Below are 21,023 nucleotides of genomic sequence, written 5' to 3'. Positions count from 1 at the left end.
GGGAAAAGTCAGCTAAGCTTTTTTTGATAATGCTTCAATTAAAATATCGACATTCCGCTTATTTTTCATAGTTGGCGAACAAAGATAAGAAAATGTCCGCATAAAATGCTGTCCTTCAAGGGAGAGAATCGCCATATCACCATTTTTCAACTCACGCTCAATGACACACGCAGACAGTAGGGAAAGCCCAAGTCCTTGCATAACGCTTTCTTTAACGCCCTGATTACTGCTAATGGTTAACAGTGATTGGACCAGTAAACCATTAGCTCTAAATAAATGATCTAAATAATAACGTGTGCCGGAGCCTTCCTCACGCGCAACCCAGCTTTGCTGTTGAAGCTTGTCCGCAGTAATAGGCAATTGCTTTGTCAATGGATGATTACTTGCACTGACAATAAATAACTCATCCTGCATAAATGGCTTAATCAAAAGTTCATTGTCGTGGGCTTGTCCTTCTATCAGGCCAATATCAACTTGCAATAATTTTGTATATTGAATGATTTCTTTCGTATTACCAATAATAATTTGAAGCTCAAGTTGTGGGAAGCGTTGTTGCAAGCTAGCGATAATGGGAGGCAATATATATTCTCCAATGGTAAAACTAGCACCTATGACAAGTGTCCCTTGTACTTCTTGATGATAGGCTGCAATGTCATCCTTAGCTGCCTCAGTTATCGCCATAATCTGCTTAGCCCGTTTATAGAGAATTTCACCAGTTGGTGTAATTTGTACAGATTTTGGCGAACGAATAAATAAAGTAGTTTGTAATTCCTGCTCAAGGTTCTTAATGTGTAGGCTGACACTCGGCTGTGAAATATGAAGTATTTCTGAGGCCTTTGTAAAATTATTGACCTCTACCAGTGTGATGAACGTTTTTAAAGCCTCATATTGCATCTTTACACCCCTGTAATTAGAAATATTAATAATAACAATTATATATATGTATTTTACTAATCATGAGCTTTTTTATAAAGTAGTAATCAACAAAGGAGAAAGAAGTGAACATCATGGTTAATGGACAGAACAAAGGAAAATACGCACTTCATCCAAACTTTCTAAAGGGAATATTACTAACACTCTTGATAGCCTTAGTTGCAAAATATATTGCTACTTTTCCTTTCTTTTCAATATTAGGGCAATTGGTCATTGCTATTATATTAGGGATGGCTTGGCGCGCAGCATTTAAAGTGCAGGATTCCTGGCAAGTGGGAATTTCATTTTCCAGTAAGAAGCTATTACGATTCGGTATTATTTTATTGGGGATGCGTTTAAATTTAGCTGATATTTATCACGCTGGCGCTAATGTTTTTTTGATTGCCGTCATTAATTTATTATTTGCATTAATTGTAGTATATGGTCTAACAAAAATTTTCCACGTAGATCAAAAGCTAGGGATACTAACGGCTTGTGGAACCGCCATTTGTGGAGCTGCAGCTGTCGTGGCAATTGCACCTCAAATTAAAGCAAATGAAAAGGAAACTGCTGTGGGGGCAGCCATTGTTGCATTATTAGGTACAGTATTTACACTTGTTTATACAGTACTTTATGCTGTAATGAACTTAACACCAACAGAGTATGGCATTTTCGCAGGTGGTACCTTACATGAAATTGCTCATGTTATTGCCGCGGCATCCGCAGGTGGAGATGAAGCCATTGATATAGCGGTCATTGTAAAGTTAACGCGTGTCGCACTGCTTGTTCCAGTAGCCCTTATAATCGGTATTTTCTATCGAAAAACGGCTAAAGGGGAAGAGAAAAAAGCATTTTCATTGTCAATCATACCGTGGTTTATAGTAGGTTTCTTAGCAATGAGTGCGATTAATTCATTAGGTATTATACCGGCTAATGTGGCGCAAGCCCTTGTAAATATTGCTTACATTTTAATTGCTATGGCGATGGCAGGTCTTGGATTAAATGTTGAGATTAAAACGTTTAAGGAGCTTGGAGTAAGGGCGTTTGTTGCTGGTTTAATTGGTTCAGTTTGTCTATCCGTGTTAGGCTATTTTCTTGTTATTTTTTTAGCACGATGATGAAAAATATTTCCCTGTATTAGGACTAATCATTTATAAAAAGATGTTGTACAAACTACCTTAATGAAAAAGACCCTGCATTGTATGCCAACATGCAGGGCTTTTTAGATAGAATCAGAAGATCATGTATAAATATTTAGTGTGTTTATGAACGTAAAGCTTCGATGGAAGTTGCTAATTCAGCAACTACTATTTTGCTACCGATAATTGGGCTATCCGTTTTTTCCCCTTCAGAGCCTGAACTTGGACGGTGATGGGCTGCAGCAAATGCATCGCTATTACGCCATGCTTGGAAATGCTCCTTGGATTCCCAATACATATTAACACTCATTTCGTCATAAGTAGGATCATCCGTTGAAATTAATACCTCTACTTTATGGAAGCCTTCAAATTGTTGTAGAGGACCTGGTTTTGTAAAGTTTGGAGCCATTCTTGCTGCAAAACCTGGCTTCACTTGAATACGATTTGTAACAATGATCATGCTTTTCCCCCCTTATTTTCATTTACTAGGTTTTTGAATGAATTATCACTGATTATCATTCGCAATCAATGATAAGTGGCTTAAGAAGACATTGTCAATAGAAGTCCTCAATATATTCTCATCGTAAGTATACTTCTGCTTATACGCTGACATTTAACTGACATAATCCAGTGCTATAATAAACATAAGAGCTAGTTAGTCGCGAGGTGAACAAAAATGGCGCAAATATTAGTAATAGAAGACGAATATGCAATTAGCCAGGTGTTAAACGTTTATTTGAAAAAGGTCGGCTATGATGTAACACAATGCTTTAGTGGTGGTGAGGCTTTAGATAAATTTATTGAGACCCAACCAGATTTAGTGTTACTAGATATTATGCTGCCTGAGAAAAATGGCTGGATTATTTTAAAGGAAATTAGAGAATTCAGTGCTTGTCCCATTATAATGTTGACCGCTTTAGGTGAGGTGAATTACCGTTTAGAAGGATTTGACCAAGGGGCAGACGATTATATTGCAAAGCCCTTTATTGCAGATGAAGTTGTTGCGAGAGTGAAGGCCGTTTTAAGACGGGCTGAAGGAAGCACCGATTCATCCTCTTTAAAGCGTTACGGTTCTCTCGAAATTGATAGGAAGGCACATAGAGTGTTTCTAGGAGGGAAGGAAATACTATTAACGCCTAGAGATTTATCGGTGTTTTTATTTTTAGCTGACCATCCGAACCAAACATTTACGCGTGATCAGCTCATTGATCATGTTTGGGGCTGGGAGTATGACGGAAGTGATCGAGCGGTAGACTTAGCAGTGAAACGGCTTCGTAAAGCATTGATGGATTGGGATGAAGCAGAGGGCGAAATAAAGACACTACGTGGATTGGGGTATCAGCTGAGTGTTCAAAAGAAATAAAAGAATATCTTTACTTCAATATTGGACAAGCCGTTACTTACTTACACTATTTATAGGTTTAGCTATAATTTCCTTGATTTCGGCAGCTTGGATTCGCCATACGACGTTTGAAAATCGACTAGAGATGATGGAGTTTTTAGCGGATGAGACGGTCTATCGTTTAACCGATAATTCGGGACTCAGTAATGGGCCGTTTAACGGTATTCCTGGTTTCATTAGGGATCGGGAACGTTTTACTATGAGAGAAATTGATCCTATCCTGTATGTAGTCGATACAAAGGGCAATATCATAACAAGTAACCGCCCTGTACCACCAGGTAGTGCTAAAAATGTAGTGAGTATGTTAGATGGTGAAGAAGGTACAAAGGAATTAACGATAGGATTAGAGCCCGTTCAATATGTGGTCAAAAGAAAAATAGAAAATAGTCAGGAGCTAATTGGCTGGGTGTTAGTAGTGGAGAAGAAAGAAAATTTAACAAGAGTGAATCAAGCCTATGGTCAGCTTGCCATTTTGATTGGGGCGTTGGCTTTATTAGGCTGGGTTGCTATCTATTTTTTATCCAAACGTTTAGCACGTCCCATCAAACAAGTAGCAGCAGCAGCAAAACAAGTGCAGGAGGGTAGCTATTCAGTCGATTTACCTCAGGATAGTAAGGAAAAAGAGGTATATGAGCTTGTAACTTCCTTTGAAAATATGGCTCAAAAACTTGAACAACTGGAGAAAACCAGAACAGAATTATTGGCAGGCGTCACCCATGAACTGAAAACACCCGTCACTTCTATAAGTGGGCTATTACAAGCTGTAAAGGATGGCGTTGTAACAGGACAAGATGCAATGGAATTTATTGATATGGCTGTGGTCGAAACGACAAAAATGAAAACAATGGTTGGTGATTTACTTGCTTTTAACCACTTTGCAGTAGATGCGATTCCGGTGAAGCTTGAGCCTGTAAACGTCAATCAGCTTCTGCGGGAGGCGGTCGCACAGTGGGAAGTAATGCAGGAAGATGACAGTGTTCATGTAAACTTGCACTTAGTTGATCCTGCCATCCATGTACATGTTGATATTGTCCGTATTCAGCAAATTATGACCAACTTATTAACCAATGCGAAACAGTCGATGGATATAGGATCTGTAACGCTAACACTTAAAGAGCAAGGGGATACGGTCTCAATTATTGTAACGGATACAGGGCGAGGTATTCCTGTAGAGGATCAGGCATTTGTATTTGAGCGTTTTTATAGAGGAGAGAATAAAAAATATGCCATTCGAGGGTTAGGTCTTGGATTACCTCTTAGTAAAATGATGGCACAATCTATTGGTGGTGACTTAAAATTAATCGAAAGTCACGCCACAGGAACTTCTTTTGAATTACTATTGCAAAAAGCTACTACGTCGTAAAGGCGTGGTAGCTTTTTTAATGGGCTTCATGGAAACAACAGGCCAGAAATGATTTGTAAAATATCAGTGAAGAAAATGGAAAGTTGACATCTGCCTGACACAAACGCTCTTTATAGTAAACAGTGTAGACGAGAAACGAGCAAAAAGATGCTTTTGCTATCGTTGGGCTTCAGCCGCTATACGACAATGAAATTTAGTAGGGAGTGTGATGTAAATGCCTATAGTAACCTCATTTAATCCAAATGGTCGTCAAGAAATTAAACAGGCGATTTCCTATCCAGACTATGCGTTATTAAAAGCAAAGCTACAGTATATTATGCAGCTGGACATGCATGCGGGGGCGGAGGGGAAATATTTAATTCGGAGTACGTACTTCGACAATTTTGCGAATAAAGTGCTCAATGAGAAAAAGGAAGGCTATATTAATCGAGATAAATACCGCGTACGAATATACGGTAAATCTAGTGCCATTATCAATCTTGAGCGTAAGAGTAAACGGAATAATTTAACCTTTAAAACGAAGTGTGCAATATCTCAAGCTGAATATGAAAAAATGCGCCTTGGAGATATTTCATGGATGGAGGTGGATGAGCGAGGACTGATTAGGGACTTATATCAAGAGATGAGTTACAGCCAGCTTAGACCAACAACAGTAGTAGATTATGAGCGAGAGGCGTATATTTACCCATTTGGTAATGTGCGAGTAACTTTTGATAGTAAGGTGCAATCCAGCTTACGCAATACAGATATGTTTAATCCAAGCTTACCCATGGTGGATGTACTAGAGCAAAACCTAGTGATTTTAGAGGTGAAATACGATGACTATTTACCGGACATCATCAAATATTTACTTCAGTCTGTAGATACACGTGCCGAGGCATATTCAAAATATCAACTTAGTCGTATGTATGGCTAATAAAAGGAGAACGAACGATGGATACAATTAAATTTAGTGATATTTTTAAATCTAATTTTTTAGAAAAAACAACATCTTTTTCATTAATCGATTCAATTATTGGTTTGGTCGTAGCATTTTTCATTGGACTTTTCATTTACGCAGTTTATAAGAAAACCTTTAATGGAGTGATTTACTCTCATTCATTCAATATTGCATTGCTCATTATGACAATGGCGACAGCACTCGTGATTATGGGGATCAGTTCGAATGTTCTTCTATCTCTTGGTATGGTTGGTGCATTATCCATTGTGCGTTTCCGAACGCCTATTAAGGATCCTATGGATTTAGTTTACATTTTCTGGGCCATTGTTTCAGGTATTTTATGTGGGGCAGGGTTTATTCCTTTAGTCATTATTGGAGCTGTGTTAATTGGTCTTGTGCTGTTAGTATTTGTCAATAAAATCACAGTAGAAAATCCTTATTTATTAATTGTAAAGTTTGAGGAAGAGCTAGCATCTCAAGAGGTGGAGCGAATTATAGCTGCACAAACAAAAAAATTCGCCCTCAAATCGAAGTCGATTATGAACAATGAGGAGATGGAAACTACGTATGAAATTCGCGTCAAACAAAACGATGCTAAACTAATGGATCTGCTTACAAAAGTGCCGGGTGTAAAATCTGCCATTATGCTAAGCTATGACGGGAACTTTACAGCATAATGACTGCGTTCACAAAAAGGATTCCAAAGCGAGGTGTCAGTGATGATTAAAACCCGAATTGTCTACCTGTGCATGGCAATTCTTCTCCTTCTCTTTGTCGTGATATATGCTGTACTTCCGAATGTAGGCATTGAAACTAAGAATACCAATTTCTCTTATGAGAATATAGTTTTTAATAAAAACAAAGTTACTACAGTGGATATTGAGATAGCCGAGGAAGATTGGGCTGACATGCTGGAAAATGCGGCAGATGAAGAGTTAAAACAGGCGGATATTACAGTAAACGGCAAGAAAATTGAGAATGTGGCTATACGCACTAAAGGAAACTTAACGTTACGATCCGTCATCAACAGTGACTCAGATCGTTATAGCTTAAAAATTGATTTTGATTATTATGATGATACTCAAAGCTTATATGGCTTGAAAAAGTTAAATTTAAATAATAATTATAGTGACTCTACATTAATGCGAGAGTATATATCCTATGAATTAATGGAGCAAATGGGCTTACCAACGCCAGCACATTCCTATATGTATGTCACAGTAAATGGTGAGGAGCGGGGTTTGTTTTTAGGCGTAGAAGCAGTGGATGAAACGTTCCTAGCTAATAACTATGGCTCCAATAATGGCTTTTTATTTAAGCCAGATGGGACAGGCAGTGATTTAAAATATATAAGTGACGATATGACGGATTATACAGGTATTGGATTAAAAACAAATAAAGATAATATTAATCAATCCAAATTTGTGGAAATGCTGGATGCAATTAATAATGGTGGAGACATTGAAAAATATTTGGATGTCGATGAAATGCTACGTTATTTCGCCGTCAATACGGCACTTGTAAATTTAGATAGTTATCAAGGGAATATGAAGCATAACTATTATTTATACGAACAGAATGGCAATTTTTCAATTATCCCTTGGGATTACAATATGTCCTTTGGTGGCTTTGGAGCAGGTGGCGGTAGAATGGGAATGGGTAGAGAAGATCGTCAAAAGCCAGTGGATGCTTCTAATTCAAAAAGTTCACCAATGGAGAACAATGGACAAACGGATCAAGCGGGTGTCGATAGGCAACAACAGAATGGCCAGTTTAACATGGATATGGGCATGTCAGGAAACCTAATGGCCGAAAGTGCTATTAATTTTAGTGTGACTACTCCTGTCTCTGGTACAACTTTGGAGGAACGGCCACTACTAAAAGCCTTACTTACTAATGAGAAATATCGCGCTCAATATGAAGGTTATTTAGAAGAGTTAACGACGAATTATTTAACAGAGGATTATGTACAATCCAGGACAAAAAAATTAGCGGTGCTTTTAACAACCTATGTCGAAGCGGATCCAACTAAATTTTCTACGACGGAACAGTTTTTAGAGGCAGTTGAAGGTGAGAATAGTTTACCTGAGTTTGCAAAGCAGCGCTCTGAATCTATTTTAAAACAGCTCTCTGGGGAGCTTGTTGTGGAGGCATCGATAACTGCTCAAGATAATACGATGCCGGTTCCAAATGAAGATGGAGAAATGAAAGGGATGCCTGATAATAGTGATCCGAGTCAGCTACCAGAGGATTTTGATCCATCACAAGGTCCTACGTTTAACAAAGAAGGCAATGGACCAATGGGGGGAGAAGGTCAAAATGGTGGGCCTATGCAGCGCCCGGATGAAAACGGAGCGCCAATGGGTATGCCTGGTGCTAATAATGAAATCGCCGATCCAGCCGCTACAATTGATAAGACTACAGTGATTACTATCATTGCATCCTTCGTGTTATTACTTCTTTCACTTCTCTTTGTTTATAGATTTAAGCGTAGAGGCCGATAAAAAAATGACCATATCCAAACTTTTGGGTATGGTTTTTGCTTTTTCTCGTGCTAAAATAAAGCATTCTGTTCTTAGGAGTCCTTTCATATGAATGAACAACAGTTTGATAAATATTTGCATATTAAGACCGTGGGAGAACAATATGGTTTCCCAAAGCTTGCCCACTATCACCGTTATGAACCAACCCCTTATAATGGGCTTGAACAATTATTTGCTATCTATGAGATGCCTAACGACCCTGTGTTTATTGATATGGGCTGTGGAAAGGGAAGGGTACCCATTTATGTTCATCATCAATTTCATATTCCAACGATCGGAATAGAGATGGATGCTGGATTTTATGCTGAGGCAGAAGAAAATAAACGAAGCTATCTTCAAAAAAAGCGTTCACATGCACCTATTACATTTATTCATACGATAGCAGAGGCATATGAAATAAAGCCGCGTGATAATGTGTTTTTCTTTTTTAATCCCTTTTCCATTCATATTTTCCGCACAGTTATTCAGAACATTTGGCAATCCTATGAGCAAAACATGCGAGATATTCATATAATTTTATACTATCCTCCCTATGATTATTTACAGTTTTTACATCAGGGGACACCATTTGAATTGCTCCATGAAGTGCATTTAGAAAATGAAACTAATATGAATGAACGCCTTTGTGTGTTCGAATTAAAGAAAGCATAGGGGCAATCGTCTCCATGCTTTTTTCTCTTTTCTACACTTATTTTCAGGGAAATAATTTAATAAAAATGAAGGACAGCCAAAACCTTATCTTAAAAAAATAATTGCATATGATAGTTTTGTACTACACTATAAAAGAATTGAAAGATAATTCTTAAATAACTAATTATACTGAAAAATCACTCTAGACTAAATATAAAGAATGTTTTACAATGTAAAAGTCATAAATGAATAATATTGTTCTGTCGTTTTTAGGTAGTTATAAATAATTATTTTTGCTATTGAGGAAATGAATTTATTTGTTTATAATTATCAGAAATATCTAATATTTTAGAAATCTTCAGGGGGAATCTAATTATGAAAGAGAGTAAAAAGCTTAAGAAGTTCGGTTCACTATTAGTAGCATCTTCTTTACTTGCTGGTGTACTTGCTGGTTGTGGTAACGGAGACGATTCAAGTTCAGGTGGTGGCCCATCATCAGGCGGTGGTTCATCTGATGGCGATACAATTAAAATTGGTGCAAACCTAGAGCTTTCAGGGAATGTAGCATCTTATGGTTCTTCAATCGGTCTGGGCGCAGAATTGGCTGTAAAAGAGATAAATGATGCTGGTGGTATTGATGGTAAGAAGATTGAACTGATTAAAGTAGATAATAAATCCGAAAACTCTGAGGCTACAGCTGCAGCTATTAAACTAGCAACGCAAGATAAAGTAGTAGCAATGCTAGCTCCTGCAACTTCAGGAAATACAGTAGCAACGGTTCAAATTGCCAATCAAAATAAAATCCCGATTGTTACTGGTTCTGGGACTGCCCCAAATATTACGGTAAATGAGGATGGCAGCGTTAACGAGTATGCATTCCGTACATGCTTTATTGACCCATTCCAAGGGATTGTGGCAGCTAACTTCGCTTCAGGTGAGCTAAGTGCAAAAAACGTAGCTATTTTTGCTGACAACGCATCTGATTATGCAAAAGGTTTAGCAAAGTCCTTTAAAGAAACGATTACTAAAAGTGGTGGAAAAATTGTGAAGGAAGAAGCTTATGTAGCCAAGGATACAGACTTCCGTACACAATTAACAAATATTAAAGCATCGAATCCAGACTTTATCTTTATCCCTGGATACTATGAAGAGGTTGGTTTAATTGTTAAACAAGCCCGTGAAATGGGTATTGATGTACCTTTAATGGGGGCTGATGGTTGGGATTCACCAACTTTAGTGGATCTAGCGGGCAAGGATGCATTAAATAATACGTATATTACTAACCACTATTCTGCAGAAGATCCAGACCCAAAAATTCAAGACTTTGTAAAGGCATTTAAAGCGGCAAATGGTGATAAGGCACCTGATGCGTTCAACGCACTTGGATATGACTCTATTTACTACATTGCTGATGCCATTAAACGTGCAGGTTCTACAGATGGGGAAGCTATTAAAAATGAATTAGCTGCAACAAAAGATCTTTCTTTAGTAACAGGTACTTTCTCAGTTGACGAAAACCATAACCCAATTAAAACAGCAACAGTTCTTGAATTTAAAGACGGTAAACAAGTGTTCAACTCTAAAGTTAATCCTTAATGTTTTGTAAGCAAGGGGGAGGCGGGTAAACACGCCTTCCTTTTTTCTGTTTTAGATAACTAGAATAGCAGCATAAAACATAACTTTTTAGTATCGATGCATGTACAAATTTCTCATTTTTCAGAAAATTCAAAGGAGTGAATGCGTATGGAATGGATACAGCAACTTGTGAATGGTATTTCACTAGGAAGTATCTACGCGTTAATAGCGCTAGGGTATACGATGGTATACGGTATTATCAAGCTGATTAACTTTGCCCATGGTGACGTTTTCATGATTGGTTCATTTATCGGCTTTTACGCAATTGCTAAATGGGAGCTTGGCTTTTTCCCAGCATTATTATTGGCGATGCTCATTTGCGCAATTTTTGGTGTTTTAATTGAACGGATCGCCTATAAACGATTACGAAATGCAACACGTATTGCGGCATTAATTACAGCGATCGGCGTATCGTTATTAATTGAATATACAACGATTTTCTTCAGAGGGGCTCAACCGGCAGCGTATCCTGAAGTGTTCAAAAATAAGTCTTTTGATATTTTAGGCGTACAAATTAGTAGTACCTCTATTTTAATTTTATCAGTCGCTGTTGTACTGATGATTCTTTTACAATTCATCGTACATAAAACAAAAATCGGGAAAGCCATGCGTGCCGTTTCTCATGATGCGGATGCAGCACGTTTAATGGGGATTAACGTTGATAATACAATCTCTGCAACATTTGCAATTGGTTCGGCTTTAGCTGGTGCAGCCGGTGTTATCTTCGGTGTGTATTATACGAAAATTGACCCGTTAATGGGTGTTATACCAGGAGTTAAAGCGTTTATCGCAGCTGTTCTTGGTGGGATTGGGATTATTCCTGGCGCTATGGTCGGTGGTATGTTACTAGGCGTTGTAGAATCTTTAGTAAGTGCTCTTGGCTTCTCTTTATGGAGAGATGCAGCGGCATTCGTTATTTTAATTTTGATTTTAATATTCAGACCATCGGGTATCTTTGGTAAAAATGCCCGTGAGAAAGTGTAGGTGAGCGGTTATATGAAAAAGTCTAAAGTTTTCTGGGGCTATGCCGTATTAGCGCTAGTCATCTATGCAGTTGTGCAATTATTGATTACGACCGAAGTCATTGATATGTACTATAAAAATATGCTGATTACGATGTGTATTAACATTATGCTAGCTGTTAGTTTGCATATTGTAATTGGGGTTACAGGTCAATTTTCGATTGGGCATGCCGGGTTCCTAGCTGTTGGAGCCTATGTGTCAGCGATTATTACGACGAAGCTCATGTTACCATTCCCATTGGCGATTTTATTAGGAGCAGCGGCAGCAGCTATCGCAGGTCTAATTGTAGGTATTCCGACACTTCGTTTAAAAGGGGACTATCTCGCAATTGCGACTTTAGGATTTGCGGAGATCATTCGTATTATTTTCTTAAATACGGATTATGTTGGCGGTGCTGCAGGGATGCAGGTTAAATATTTATCTAACTGGACGTATGCATTCTTTGGTGTCGTATTAACGATTCTTGTCATCTCAAACTTTACAAATTCGCGTCATGGTCGCGCATGTATTTCTATTCGCGAAGATGAGATTGCAGCAGATGCGATGGGAATTAATACAACTTACTATAAGGTTGTCGCGTTCGCGATTGGATCTTTCTTTGCTGGGCTAGCAGGTGCAATTTTTGCCCATAACTTTTACATTATTCAGCCGACAACTTTCGGTTTCTTAAAATCATTTGATATTTTAATTTACGTTGTACTTGGTGGCTTAGGAAGTCTTTCAGGTTCCGTGATCGCTGCGGTTTTCTTAACGATCGTATCGACGTATCTAGCAAACTTCCCAGAGACTCGTATGATTATTTACAGTTTAGTACTAATTATCGTAATGCTTTATCGCCCAACAGGATTAATGGGAACAAAAGAAATTACGGATTTATTTAAGTTTGGTAAAAAAGGAGGTACAAAATAATGACTGGAAACCTTCTTATTAATGTTGAAAACATGGGGATTCAATTCGGTGGTTTAAAGGCAGTACAGGGTGTTAATATGTATCTCAATCAAGGTGAATTAGTGGGTTTAATCGGTCCCAATGGTGCTGGAAAAACGACTAGCTTTAATATGCTGACAGGGGTATATACACCAACAGAGGGGACCATCACATTTGGCGGACAGAAATTAAACGGGCTTGCACCTTACCAAGTAACACAAAAGGGAATAAGCCGTACATTCCAAAATATTCGTCTATTTAAAGAGCTATCTGTTCTAGACAATGTTAAAGTAGCCAACCATTCGCTTGCTAAGCATTCGATGTGGTCATCGATTTTTCGCTTACCCACGCATTTCATGGGTGAGGCCGAAATGGAGCTTCAATCCATAGAGTTTTTAAAAATCTTTGGTTTAGATGTCTATATGAACGAGTTAGCTAAAAATTTACCATATGGAATGCAGAGACGATTAGAGATTGCCCGTGCATTAGCGGCAAATCCAAAGCTATTATTATTGGATGAACCAGCTGCCGGGATGAATCCGCAGGAAACGCATGATTTAATGGAATTAATTGCATTTATACGTAAGGAGTTTGGTTTAACGATATTACTGATTGAGCATGATATGAGCTTAGTAATGGGTATTTGTGAGCGTATTTATGTACTCGATCATGGACAATTAATTGCTGACGGGACACCAGAAGAAATTCGCAACAATCCAAAGGTAATTGAAGCGTACCTTGGTGAGGAGGTTATCGGCTAATGCTAAAAGTACAAAATATAGATGTTTATTATGGTAACATTCAAGCATTGAAGGGCCTCTCTTTAGAAGTAAATGAGGGTGAAATTGTCACATTAATCGGTGCAAACGGAGCTGGGAAAAGTACATTGTTAAAAACATTGTCAGGCTTATTAAAACCAAAAGGTGGCATTATTGAATACGAAGGCTTCTCTATTGCGGGGAAAGCAGCCCAAACTATTGTTAAATCGGGGATTTCCCACGTTCCAGAAGGACGTCGTGTTTTTGCCAATATGTCCGTAGAAGAAAATTTAGAGCTTGGTGCCTATTTGCGTAATGACAAAGCAGGAATTAAAAAAGATATGGACCATGTTTTTGAGTTATTCCCTAGACTATTGGAGCGTCGTAAACAACTATCAGGAACATTGTCTGGTGGGGAACAGCAAATGCTTGCGATGGGTCGTGCCTTAATGGCAAAGCCCAAATTGCTATTAATGGATGAGCCTTCAATGGGGCTCGCGCCGCTTATGGTTAAAAATATTTTCAATATTATTGAACAGGTGAATAAAGAGGGGACAACAGTATTGCTTGTTGAGCAAAATGCCAATATGGCACTGTCTGTCGCTAACCGTGCATACGTGCTCGAAACAGGGCGTATTGTTTTATCTGGTTCAGCTAAAGAGCTTCAAGAAAGTGAAGAAGTAAAAGCAGCTTATTTGGGTGGTTTATAATGGAGAGGGGCGTCTCAACAAGGAGAGGCCCTTTTTCGTTGTTCTTCCTACTGAATAATCGAAGGTAGCATTTTACTATTCATCTTTGGTAAGGTGGAAAAAAGGAGTGATGTTTTTTGAACTATTCAGCACAATATTTTATTCAACAACTAAATTTAGCCGAACATCCTGAAGGCGGATATTATATTTCTTCATTTCGGGCTGCAGAAGATATTGCAGTAAGAGATGTTCAGAGACCTATTTATACGAGTATTTATTTCTTACTTCGCTCACAGGACATTTCACATCTACATCGTTTGCAGTCAGATGAGCTATGGTATTACCATGCCGGTAGTCCGCTTACAGTCCATATGATTTTTCCAGATGGAACATATGAAGCGAAGAAGCTTGGCTTGAACGTAGTAGCGGGGGAGATACCACAAATTGTGGTCCCTAAAAATACGATATTTGGATCATCGGTGGAGGAAGCAGATACGTTTAGTTTAGTGGGATGTATGGTTGCCCCAGGCTTTGACTTTGAGGATTTCGAATTGTTTACACAGGACGAGCTTTTAGCAGATTACCCTCAGCATGAGGCTGTAATTCGTAAAATGGCTTACCAAACGATTAAATAATAAATAAGCCGTCTCATTCATTGTGAGACGGCGTTGTTTGTTTACCATAAAATTTCTTCCGGATAGCTAAGCTGCATTTGTATGGCGTGTAAAGGTTGTTTCGTGGCAATCGCGGCTTCCATTAGGAGTGATTTAAGTGCTACATATTCATGATCCTCTACAAGTAAGCGTAATGCAAATGCAGCTAGCTGAGCTTTACGTTCTTCTTTATTTAATTGGATATATTCTAAATTCAGAACATCCACATACTGTGTGGCGAAAAGGAAGGTTAAAGGGCTTTTTGCCTGTAGCATTGTTAAAAAGACTCCATAATCCTCTTCTTTCACTTCCTGTTCTAAACAATCTGCAATAGCAGCTTGCAATTTACGAATCGTCGCTATCTCATGATTCCAAATAGATGCATTGTTTATTGTCAGGTGTAGATCGATGAAATCGTTTAAAGCGATAGCGCTAAAGATAATTTCAGGCCAAAGAATATCTGTAGCGAAATAGATGTTTTTATTGGGGAAAATAAGTTCATGTTGTGTGAGGGTGTTCTTGTTAACACCGTTACTCACAAACTCTAGTTGGTGTTCCCCAAGCATAGCATGTCTCAGTTTATAGCAAACGCTTAAAATACGGAGTCGAGGACCTTGATAATCATAGTATTTATTGGCATCACCAGTTACTTTGTAAATAGCGTTGATTAGCTCATCTAAATCCCAAAAATCTCCGCAAATTTGTACACCTGTTAACTGTTCTGTGCTTTGAATGGAAATCATCGTCCTCGCCCTCCTCTAATACTTATTTTGGTGTGTAATTCAGTAGTTTGAATAGCTCTGCCTGCTCTTTATCAGTTAGGTCCCGCCATTGGCCTACTTTTAAATTTCCAAGCTTAATATTCATAATACGAATACGCTGTAGACGCTTTACCGTGTAGCCAAGAGCTGAACACATCCGGCGTATTTGACGATTTAAGCCTTGCTCCAAAATGATATTAAAAACTTTGTCTGAGATCTTTTCAACATAACAAGGTAAGGTCGTTGTATCTAGAATATCTACACCTGCGCCCATCTTGTTAATAAATTGCTCTGTTATAGGTTTATCTACTTGAACAATATATTCTTTTTCATGATGGTTTTCAGCGCGAAGAATTTTATTGACGATATCGCCATCATTAGTTAATAACAATAGCCCCTCCGATTCCTTATCGAGACGCCCAATATGAAAAATTCGTAAAGGATGATTTACAAAATCAACGACATTGCCTTTTATATGGCGTTCCGTTGTGCTTGTTATGCCGACCGGCTTATTTAAAGCTATATAGACAAGCTTTTGTTCTTTCTTTACCTCTTTTCCATCAACGCAAACAATGTCGCCATTCTCAACCTGACTTCCAACTGTCGCAGGTTCGCCGTTAATTGTAACTTTTCCTTCGGCTATCCACTTATCAGCGCCACGACGTGATATAATGCCTGTTTCACTTAAATATTTATTAATACGCATATTGTTCTCCTAAATCTAATATTATTTTTAAGTATACCTTAACGTTATACAAACCGTGAATTCTATATACTTTTCTAGTAAAAATAAATTGCTTGAAAAATTTTTTAAAAAGTTGAAATTATTATTTTTTTCTGACAATATATTAGATGAGAGGATTTCTATGAAAATATGGTTATTTCGCTATAAAATAATGTTTTTTGTAGATAGTCTCATTAAATTGTGTAAAGGGGAGAAGTGAAATGGTTTATGCATTTCCAAACACTGAAGGATCGGTCGTTCAATTCAAACAGAAATATGATAATTATATTGGTGGCGAATGGACACCTCCAGTGAAGGGTCAATACTTTGATAATGTCACTCCTGTTACTGGACAAGTTTTTACACAAGTAGCACGTTCCACAGCTGAGGATATTGAACTGGCACTTGATGCAGCACATGCTGCTAAAGATGCGTGGGGAAAAACATCACCGACAGAACGTGCAAACATTTTACTTAAAATTGCGGACCGTATCGAGCAAAATTTAGAAAAGCTAGCCGTTGCCGAAACATGGGATAACGGTAAGGCGGTACGTGAAACTTTAAATGCAGATATCCCTCTTGCCATTGATCATTTCCGTTATTTTGCTGGAGCTTTACGTGCTCAAGAAGGCTCTGTAAGCCAAATTGATAACGATACAGTTGCTTATCATTTCCATGAGCCAATAGGGGTAGTGGGTCAAATTATACCTTGGAACTTCCCGTTATTAATGGCTGTATGGAAGCTTGCGCCAGCACTAGCTGCTGGAAACTGTGTCGTATTAAAACCTGCAGAACAAACACCAGCATCCATTATGGTGCTTGTGGAACTAATAGAAGATTTATTACCATCAGGTGTCATTAATATTGTGAATGGTTTTGGCTTAGAGGCTGGGAAACCGCTTGCATCTAATCCACGTATCGGTAAGATTGCTTTCACTGGTGAGACGACAACTGGTCGTTTGATTATGCAATACGCGTCTCAAAACCTGATCCCAGTTACATTAGAGCTTGGTGGTAAATCACCTAATATCTTCTTTGAGGATATTATGGATAAGGACGACGAATTTTTAGATAAAGCAGTCGAAGGTTTCGTATTATTTGCTCTGAACCAAGGGGAAGTATGTACATGCCCTTCACGTGCAATTATTCAAGAATCTATTTATGATAAATTTATGGAACGTGTACTACAACGAGTAGAAGCTATTAAAGTTGGTAATCCGCTTGATCCAAACACAATGATGGGAGCGCAGGCTTCAAGCGAGCAACTGGAAAAAATCCTTTCTTATTTAGATATCGGTAAGCAAGAAGGTGCAGAATGTCTAATCGGTGGGGAGAAAAATAATGTAGGGGAAGGCTTTGAAAATGGCTACTACGTTAAACCTACTGTCTTTAAAGGACATAATAAAATGCGTATTTTCCAGGAGGAAATTTTTGGTCCTGTTGTAGCTGTTACTACGTTTAAAACGAAAGAAGAGGCATTAGAAATTGCGAATGATACACTGTATGGCTTAGGTTCAGGTGTTTGGACAAGAGATATTAATACAGCCTATCGCTTCGGTCGTGAAATAGAGGCAGGTCGTGTTTGGACAAACTGCTACCATGCTTATCCTGCACATGCTGCATTCGGTGGCTACAAAATGTCAGGCGTTGGTCGTGAAAATCATAAAATGATGCTATCTCATTACCAACAAACGAAAAATTTATTAGTTAGCTATAGCGAAAATAAACTTGGTTTCTTCTAATCCATAGGGAGGTGCATGAGCGTGATTGAACGTGTATTAGCCACGGCAGAAGCGCTGGCACTCATCGAGCTATTAAAAGAGAAGCATGGGCCTGTTATGTTTCATCAATCAGGCGGATGCTGTGATGGTTCTTCCCCTATGTGTTATCCAGACGGAGACTTGCTATTAGGTGATCAGGATATATGTTTGGGCGAAATAGGTGGAGCTCCATTTTATATGCATAAAAATCAATATGATTATTGGAAACATACTCAAATCATACTGGATGTAGTGGAAGGTAGAGGTGGGATGTTTTCATTAGAGGGCGTTGAAGGAAAACGTTTTTTAACAAGATCGAGAGCCTTCACATCAGAGGAGTTACAGGAGCTAGGATTAATATAACGAGTCATTTGTACAGCGGCAAAAAACTTTGCCGCTGTCTTTTTGCATTAATTTTTAGAAAAAAGGGTATGTAAAGCTATATTGTTAGACGAATTTCGTAAAAATAAAAATAGCTGTAAACGTTCTTTTAAGGTCACGGTAAATATTAACTTCCGAGTGGTTTTTGCGATCAACAGTAGTTCCTCCTTTCGTATTTGTTTAATATTTCCTATTAAATCAAAAAAATGGGGTAACATATATTAAATTAAGTTTACTTTTTATGTTAATTGTTACAAATGGGATTAATCTTTCTCGCATTATGTAACGTAAAATGGGAAAAGGAGCGTGCTAAATATGGATTACGTGATGATAGAAAATCAATTTACAAATACCGTAGAAGATGTTTCGAAGGCTGCGGGATGGACAGTGGATCGTAAAATTGTTTTAGCTATAGCTAGTACGTTTGTTGCGTCAGGGAAAACATTTGATGCGGTCCAATACAAACATATTTTACAGGAAATGAAGAAGCAATCCTCGTGGATGTCTCCCTTAAGAACTACGGTAGGCTATAGCATAGCTGCTAATTTAATGGAGCATGCGGATGCTGAAAAAGCAGTAATGAATTTATTAACGAATGTGAATGCATTAAAGGAAGCGAAATTTAGAAGCGGTAACTTTAGTTATATTGCTGCTCAGTTTTTGACAGAGGACGAAAAGGATAAAAACGCGCATGCATATGCAGCTAGAGCTTTATTTGATGCCATTCGTAAACATCATCCATTTTTAACATCCTATGAAGATATTCCATACGCTGTGTTACTAAGTAGTCCATCTGATGATGTGGAAATACGTGCAGAAACGATGAATCGCTATTATAAAGAATTACGAACATATAATTTTAATGCAGGAAATGAGCTGCAATGGTTGTCACAAGTATTAACCTTCCTATCTCCACAATTTGATCGTCAACTAGTGCCCAATGTCGTGACCATTCGAGATGTGCTAAAAAATCAAGATGTCAAAGTAAAGGCCATGCATTATCCCTTACTTGGATTTTTAGCCTTACTAGATCTTACTCATCACCAATTGCAAGAAGTTATACATTTATATCATGAATTAAAGGATTTAAAATTATTAAAATGGCATCGTGAATTTGTTCTCTTTATGGCTGTACAAATCGCCATTTATGATATGGCGAAAGTACAAAAATCACTGTCTATGACGATTATGTCATCTATTGAATTATTAATTCAAGCTCAGCATGCTGCAATGATAGCGGCAGTTAGTGCAGCCGCTATTGCATCGAGTTCGAGCTCTTCGTGATAGAATGAGGGAGAACAATTATTGGAGGTGCATTTGAAGGATGAAGGAAACAAAACTGTGGATTAACGGTCAATGGCAAGATGCAAAGGAAAGCTATGAGCTAAAATCACCATATAGTGGTGAGGTGATTGCTCAAGTGGCAAAGGCATCTATACAAGATGTGGAGAGAGCAATCGATGGTGCACAGCAAGCATTCCTTTCGTTTAAAAAGACGACAGCCTACGAGCGTGCCGAAATTTTATATAAAGTTGTCGATTTAATGCGACAACGAAAAGAAGAATTTGCAGAGATTTTAGCGTTAGAGGCAGGAAAGCCTTTGACGGCAGGGTTAGCGGAAATTGATCGTACCATTGCCACTTATCAATTTGCAGCAGAGGGTGCCAAACAACCAAAAGGCGAAACTGTACCGATGGATGCGGCACCTGGAGCAGGAGATCGTATAGGCTGGACAAAGAGAGAGCCATTGGGGGTAATTTCTGCTATTACACCGTTTAATTTTCCGTTTAATTTAGTGGCCCATAAATTAGGGCCGGCATTTGCAGTAGGTAATACAGTTGTTTTAAAGCCAGCAACTCAAACACCATTAAGTTCTCTCGTTATGGCAGAGATTTTCCGTGAAGCAGGTTTGCCAGATGGAGCGTTGCAAATTGTGACAGGAAGTGGTGGTGAGCTTAGCGATACTTTGGTTACACATCCTCACGTCAAAAAGGTGACGTTTACAGGCAGTGGTAAAGTTGGATTAGGCATTAAAGAAAAAGTTGGTTTACGTAAAGTAACTTTAGAGCTTGGTTCTAATGCAGCTGTCATTGTCGAACCATCGACGCCTTTTACTAAAATTATAAGTCGGTGTGTGAGCGGTGCCTTTAACTTTGCTGGACAAGTATGTATTTCGTTACAACGCATTTATGTACATTCTTCTATTATTGATGAATTTACGGAGGCATTTGTTGCGGAAACTAAAAAGCTTGTAGTAGGAGATCCTTTAGATAAAAACACAGATGTAAGTGCTATGATCAACCCGAATGAGGTTGGACGAATTAAAGAGTGGATTGAAGAAGCACAGGCACAAGGAGCAGTTATTGCAACTGGAGGAGTATTTACAGAACGGACGTTAACGCCGACTGTTATGACGAATGTGACGGCTGATATGAAAATTGTTTGTCAGGAAACTTTCGCGCCAATCGTCTCAATTGTTTCATATGAAACATTAGATGACGCAATTCGACTTGTCAATGAGTCGGACCTTGGCTTAAATGCAGGTATTTACACGAATGTATTACCAGATGCCTTATATGCAGCCGATGAATTACAGGCAGGTGCTGTCATTATAAATGATGTTCCGACATTCCGTGTAGACAATATGCCATATGGTGGTGTGAAGATGAGTGGCTATGGGCGAGAGGGAATTAAATGGGCCATTGAGGAAATGACAGACATGAAATTTATTACGATGAAAAAATCGTTCTAAATTTGCATAAGCTCTTTTTCTACGATACGAT

At 38.4% G+C, this 21,023-nt stretch carries 21 protein-coding genes; 17 read left to right on the top strand and 4 right to left on the bottom strand.

What is annotated here, in order from left to right; genetic code table 11:
- Positions 1–12: 12 nt before the first annotated feature.
- Entirely contained in the window at positions 13–894 is an 882-nt protein-coding gene (locus MKX57_RS23505; RefSeq protein ID WP_089986417.1) for a LysR family transcriptional regulator, read from the bottom strand.
- Between the two features lie 113 nt (positions 895–1,007).
- Between MKX57_RS23505 and MKX57_RS23500 the strand changes: the two genes are divergently transcribed.
- Positions 1,008–2,030, top strand: coding sequence for a YeiH family protein (locus tag MKX57_RS23500; RefSeq protein WP_342551142.1), 1,023 nt, complete (start codon positions 1,008–1,010; stop codon positions 2,028–2,030).
- A 145-nt stretch (positions 2,031–2,175) separates the two neighbouring features.
- Here MKX57_RS23500 and MKX57_RS23495 read toward each other — a convergent pair whose 3' ends face one another.
- Positions 2,176–2,511, bottom strand: a complete 336-nt coding sequence (locus tag MKX57_RS23495) for a heme oxygenase (RefSeq protein WP_036121712.1) — start codon at positions 2,509–2,511, stop codon at positions 2,176–2,178.
- 216 nt (positions 2,512–2,727) lie between these two features.
- On the opposite strand from MKX57_RS23495, the gene MKX57_RS23490 reads away from it, so the two are divergent.
- From MKX57_RS23490 to MKX57_RS23435, 12 genes are all read left to right on the top strand, one after another.
- On the top strand, positions 2,728–3,414 hold the full coding sequence (locus MKX57_RS23490) for a response regulator transcription factor (RefSeq protein ID WP_090002649.1): 687 nt from the start codon (positions 2,728–2,730) through the stop codon (positions 3,412–3,414).
- Positions 3,398–4,816, top strand: coding sequence for a HAMP domain-containing sensor histidine kinase (locus MKX57_RS23485; protein WP_090002648.1), 1,419 nt, complete (start codon positions 3,398–3,400; stop codon positions 4,814–4,816). Before MKX57_RS23490 ends, MKX57_RS23485 begins: the two co-directional genes overlap by 17 nt.
- Before the next feature lie 214 nt (positions 4,817–5,030).
- Positions 5,031–5,732, top strand: a complete 702-nt coding sequence (locus tag MKX57_RS23480) for a polyphosphate polymerase domain-containing protein (RefSeq protein WP_089986413.1) — start codon at positions 5,031–5,033, stop codon at positions 5,730–5,732.
- A 17-nt stretch (positions 5,733–5,749) separates the two neighbouring features.
- Positions 5,750–6,433: a DUF4956 domain-containing protein gene (locus MKX57_RS23475; RefSeq protein ID WP_031416746.1), complete on the top strand. Its 684-nt coding sequence runs from the start codon at positions 5,750–5,752 to the stop codon at positions 6,431–6,433.
- A gap of 42 nt (positions 6,434–6,475) precedes the next feature.
- Entirely contained in the window at positions 6,476–8,260 is a 1,785-nt protein-coding gene (locus MKX57_RS23470) for a CotH kinase family protein (protein WP_342550652.1), read from the top strand.
- Positions 8,261–8,347: 87 nt separating this feature from the next.
- Positions 8,348–8,950: a methyltransferase gene (locus MKX57_RS23465; RefSeq protein ID WP_107922756.1), complete on the top strand. Its 603-nt coding sequence runs from the start codon at positions 8,348–8,350 to the stop codon at positions 8,948–8,950.
- A 354-nt stretch (positions 8,951–9,304) separates the two neighbouring features.
- Complete coding sequence (locus MKX57_RS23460; protein WP_089986410.1) at positions 9,305–10,525, top strand: ABC transporter substrate-binding protein; 1,221 nt, start codon at positions 9,305–9,307, stop codon at positions 10,523–10,525.
- Between the two features lie 147 nt (positions 10,526–10,672).
- Positions 10,673–11,548 carry a branched-chain amino acid ABC transporter permease gene (locus MKX57_RS23455; protein WP_012296114.1) on the top strand — a complete coding sequence of 292 codons (876 nt, stop codon included), beginning with the start codon at positions 10,673–10,675 and terminating at the stop codon, positions 11,546–11,548.
- Positions 11,549–11,560: 12 nt separating this feature from the next.
- Positions 11,561–12,496, top strand: coding sequence for a branched-chain amino acid ABC transporter permease (locus MKX57_RS23450; RefSeq protein ID WP_089986409.1), 936 nt, complete (start codon positions 11,561–11,563; stop codon positions 12,494–12,496).
- Positions 12,496–13,275 (top strand): ABC transporter ATP-binding protein, encoded by a 780-nt coding sequence (locus MKX57_RS23445; protein WP_171365832.1) that lies wholly within the window; start codon positions 12,496–12,498, stop codon positions 13,273–13,275. Before MKX57_RS23450 ends, MKX57_RS23445 begins: the two co-directional genes overlap by 1 nt.
- Positions 13,275–13,982: an ABC transporter ATP-binding protein gene (locus MKX57_RS23440; RefSeq protein WP_025116481.1), complete on the top strand. Its 708-nt coding sequence runs from the start codon at positions 13,275–13,277 to the stop codon at positions 13,980–13,982. Before MKX57_RS23445 ends, MKX57_RS23440 begins: the two co-directional genes overlap by 1 nt.
- A 116-nt stretch (positions 13,983–14,098) precedes the next feature.
- Positions 14,099–14,596 carry a cupin domain-containing protein gene (locus MKX57_RS23435; protein WP_239355209.1) on the top strand — a complete coding sequence of 166 codons (498 nt, stop codon included), beginning with the start codon at positions 14,099–14,101 and terminating at the stop codon, positions 14,594–14,596.
- A gap of 41 nt (positions 14,597–14,637) precedes the next feature.
- Here the strand turns inward: MKX57_RS23435 and MKX57_RS23430 are convergent, their stop codons facing one another.
- Positions 14,638–15,357, bottom strand: coding sequence for a hypothetical protein (locus MKX57_RS23430; protein ID WP_342550651.1), 720 nt, complete (start codon positions 15,355–15,357; stop codon positions 14,638–14,640).
- Between the two features lie 22 nt (positions 15,358–15,379).
- Complete coding sequence (rluF, locus tag MKX57_RS23425) at positions 15,380–16,081, bottom strand: 23S rRNA pseudouridine(2604) synthase RluF (RefSeq protein WP_342550650.1); 702 nt, start codon at positions 16,079–16,081, stop codon at positions 15,380–15,382.
- A gap of 239 nt (positions 16,082–16,320) precedes the next feature.
- On the opposite strand from rluF, the gene adh reads away from it, so the two are divergent.
- The 4 genes from adh to MKX57_RS23405 all read left to right on the top strand — a co-directional run bounded on the left by adh (position 16,321) and on the right by MKX57_RS23405 (position 20,992).
- The gene (gene adh, locus MKX57_RS23420; RefSeq protein WP_069483192.1) at positions 16,321–17,841 is read left to right on the top strand and encodes an aldehyde dehydrogenase; all 1,521 of its coding nucleotides are present in this window, start codon (positions 16,321–16,323) and stop codon (positions 17,839–17,841) included.
- Positions 17,842–17,862: 21 nt separating this feature from the next.
- On the top strand, positions 17,863–18,222 hold the full coding sequence (locus MKX57_RS23415; protein WP_036121675.1) for a DUF779 domain-containing protein: 360 nt from the start codon (positions 17,863–17,865) through the stop codon (positions 18,220–18,222).
- Between the two features lie 333 nt (positions 18,223–18,555).
- Positions 18,556–19,524: a DUF4003 family protein gene (locus tag MKX57_RS23410; protein ID WP_089986406.1), complete on the top strand. Its 969-nt coding sequence runs from the start codon at positions 18,556–18,558 to the stop codon at positions 19,522–19,524.
- A 40-nt stretch (positions 19,525–19,564) separates the two neighbouring features.
- Entirely contained in the window at positions 19,565–20,992 is a 1,428-nt protein-coding gene (locus MKX57_RS23405; RefSeq protein WP_036147902.1) for an aldehyde dehydrogenase family protein, read from the top strand.
- The last annotated feature ends 31 nt before the right edge of the window (positions 20,993–21,023 follow it).

Origin of the sequence: Lysinibacillus sp. FSL M8-0216 (assembly GCF_038595555.1) — a bacterium.
Lineage (GTDB): Bacteria > Bacillota > Bacilli > Bacillales_A > Planococcaceae > Lysinibacillus > Lysinibacillus fusiformis.
Note: the sequence above shows the minus strand (reverse complement) of the source record. Positions and strands in the feature narration are given on the sequence as shown.

Excerpts from the sequence above, each read along its gene's own strand:
- MKX57_RS23505 (WP_089986417.1), bottom strand. The coding sequence starts at position 894 with ATGCAATATGAGGCTTTAAAAACGTTCATCACACTGGTAGAGGTCAAT.
- MKX57_RS23500 (WP_342551142.1), top strand. The coding sequence starts at position 1,008 with ATGGTTAATGGACAGAACAAAGGAAAATACGCACTTCATCCAAACTTT.
- MKX57_RS23495 (WP_036121712.1), bottom strand. The coding sequence starts at position 2,511 with ATGATCATTGTTACAAATCGTATTCAAGTGAAGCCAGGTTTTGCAGCA.
- MKX57_RS23490 (WP_090002649.1), top strand. The coding sequence starts at position 2,728 with ATGGCGCAAATATTAGTAATAGAAGACGAATATGCAATTAGCCAGGTG.
- MKX57_RS23480 (WP_089986413.1), top strand. The coding sequence starts at position 5,031 with ATGCCTATAGTAACCTCATTTAATCCAAATGGTCGTCAAGAAATTAAA.
- MKX57_RS23475 (WP_031416746.1), top strand. The coding sequence starts at position 5,750 with ATGGATACAATTAAATTTAGTGATATTTTTAAATCTAATTTTTTAGAA.
- MKX57_RS23470 (WP_342550652.1), top strand. The coding sequence starts at position 6,476 with ATGATTAAAACCCGAATTGTCTACCTGTGCATGGCAATTCTTCTCCTT.
- MKX57_RS23465 (WP_107922756.1), top strand. The coding sequence starts at position 8,348 with ATGAATGAACAACAGTTTGATAAATATTTGCATATTAAGACCGTGGGA.
- MKX57_RS23460 (WP_089986410.1), top strand. The coding sequence starts at position 9,305 with ATGAAAGAGAGTAAAAAGCTTAAGAAGTTCGGTTCACTATTAGTAGCA.
- MKX57_RS23455 (WP_012296114.1), top strand. The coding sequence starts at position 10,673 with ATGGAATGGATACAGCAACTTGTGAATGGTATTTCACTAGGAAGTATC.
- MKX57_RS23450 (WP_089986409.1), top strand. The coding sequence starts at position 11,561 with ATGAAAAAGTCTAAAGTTTTCTGGGGCTATGCCGTATTAGCGCTAGTC.
- MKX57_RS23445 (WP_171365832.1), top strand. The coding sequence starts at position 12,496 with ATGACTGGAAACCTTCTTATTAATGTTGAAAACATGGGGATTCAATTC.
- MKX57_RS23440 (WP_025116481.1), top strand. The coding sequence starts at position 13,275 with ATGCTAAAAGTACAAAATATAGATGTTTATTATGGTAACATTCAAGCA.
- MKX57_RS23430 (WP_342550651.1), bottom strand. The coding sequence starts at position 15,357 with ATGATTTCCATTCAAAGCACAGAACAGTTAACAGGTGTACAAATTTGC.
- rluF (WP_342550650.1), bottom strand. The coding sequence starts at position 16,081 with ATGCGTATTAATAAATATTTAAGTGAAACAGGCATTATATCACGTCGT.
- adh (WP_069483192.1), top strand. The coding sequence starts at position 16,321 with ATGGTTTATGCATTTCCAAACACTGAAGGATCGGTCGTTCAATTCAAA.
- MKX57_RS23410 (WP_089986406.1), top strand. The coding sequence starts at position 18,556 with ATGGATTACGTGATGATAGAAAATCAATTTACAAATACCGTAGAAGAT.
- MKX57_RS23405 (WP_036147902.1), top strand. The coding sequence starts at position 19,565 with ATGAAGGAAACAAAACTGTGGATTAACGGTCAATGGCAAGATGCAAAG.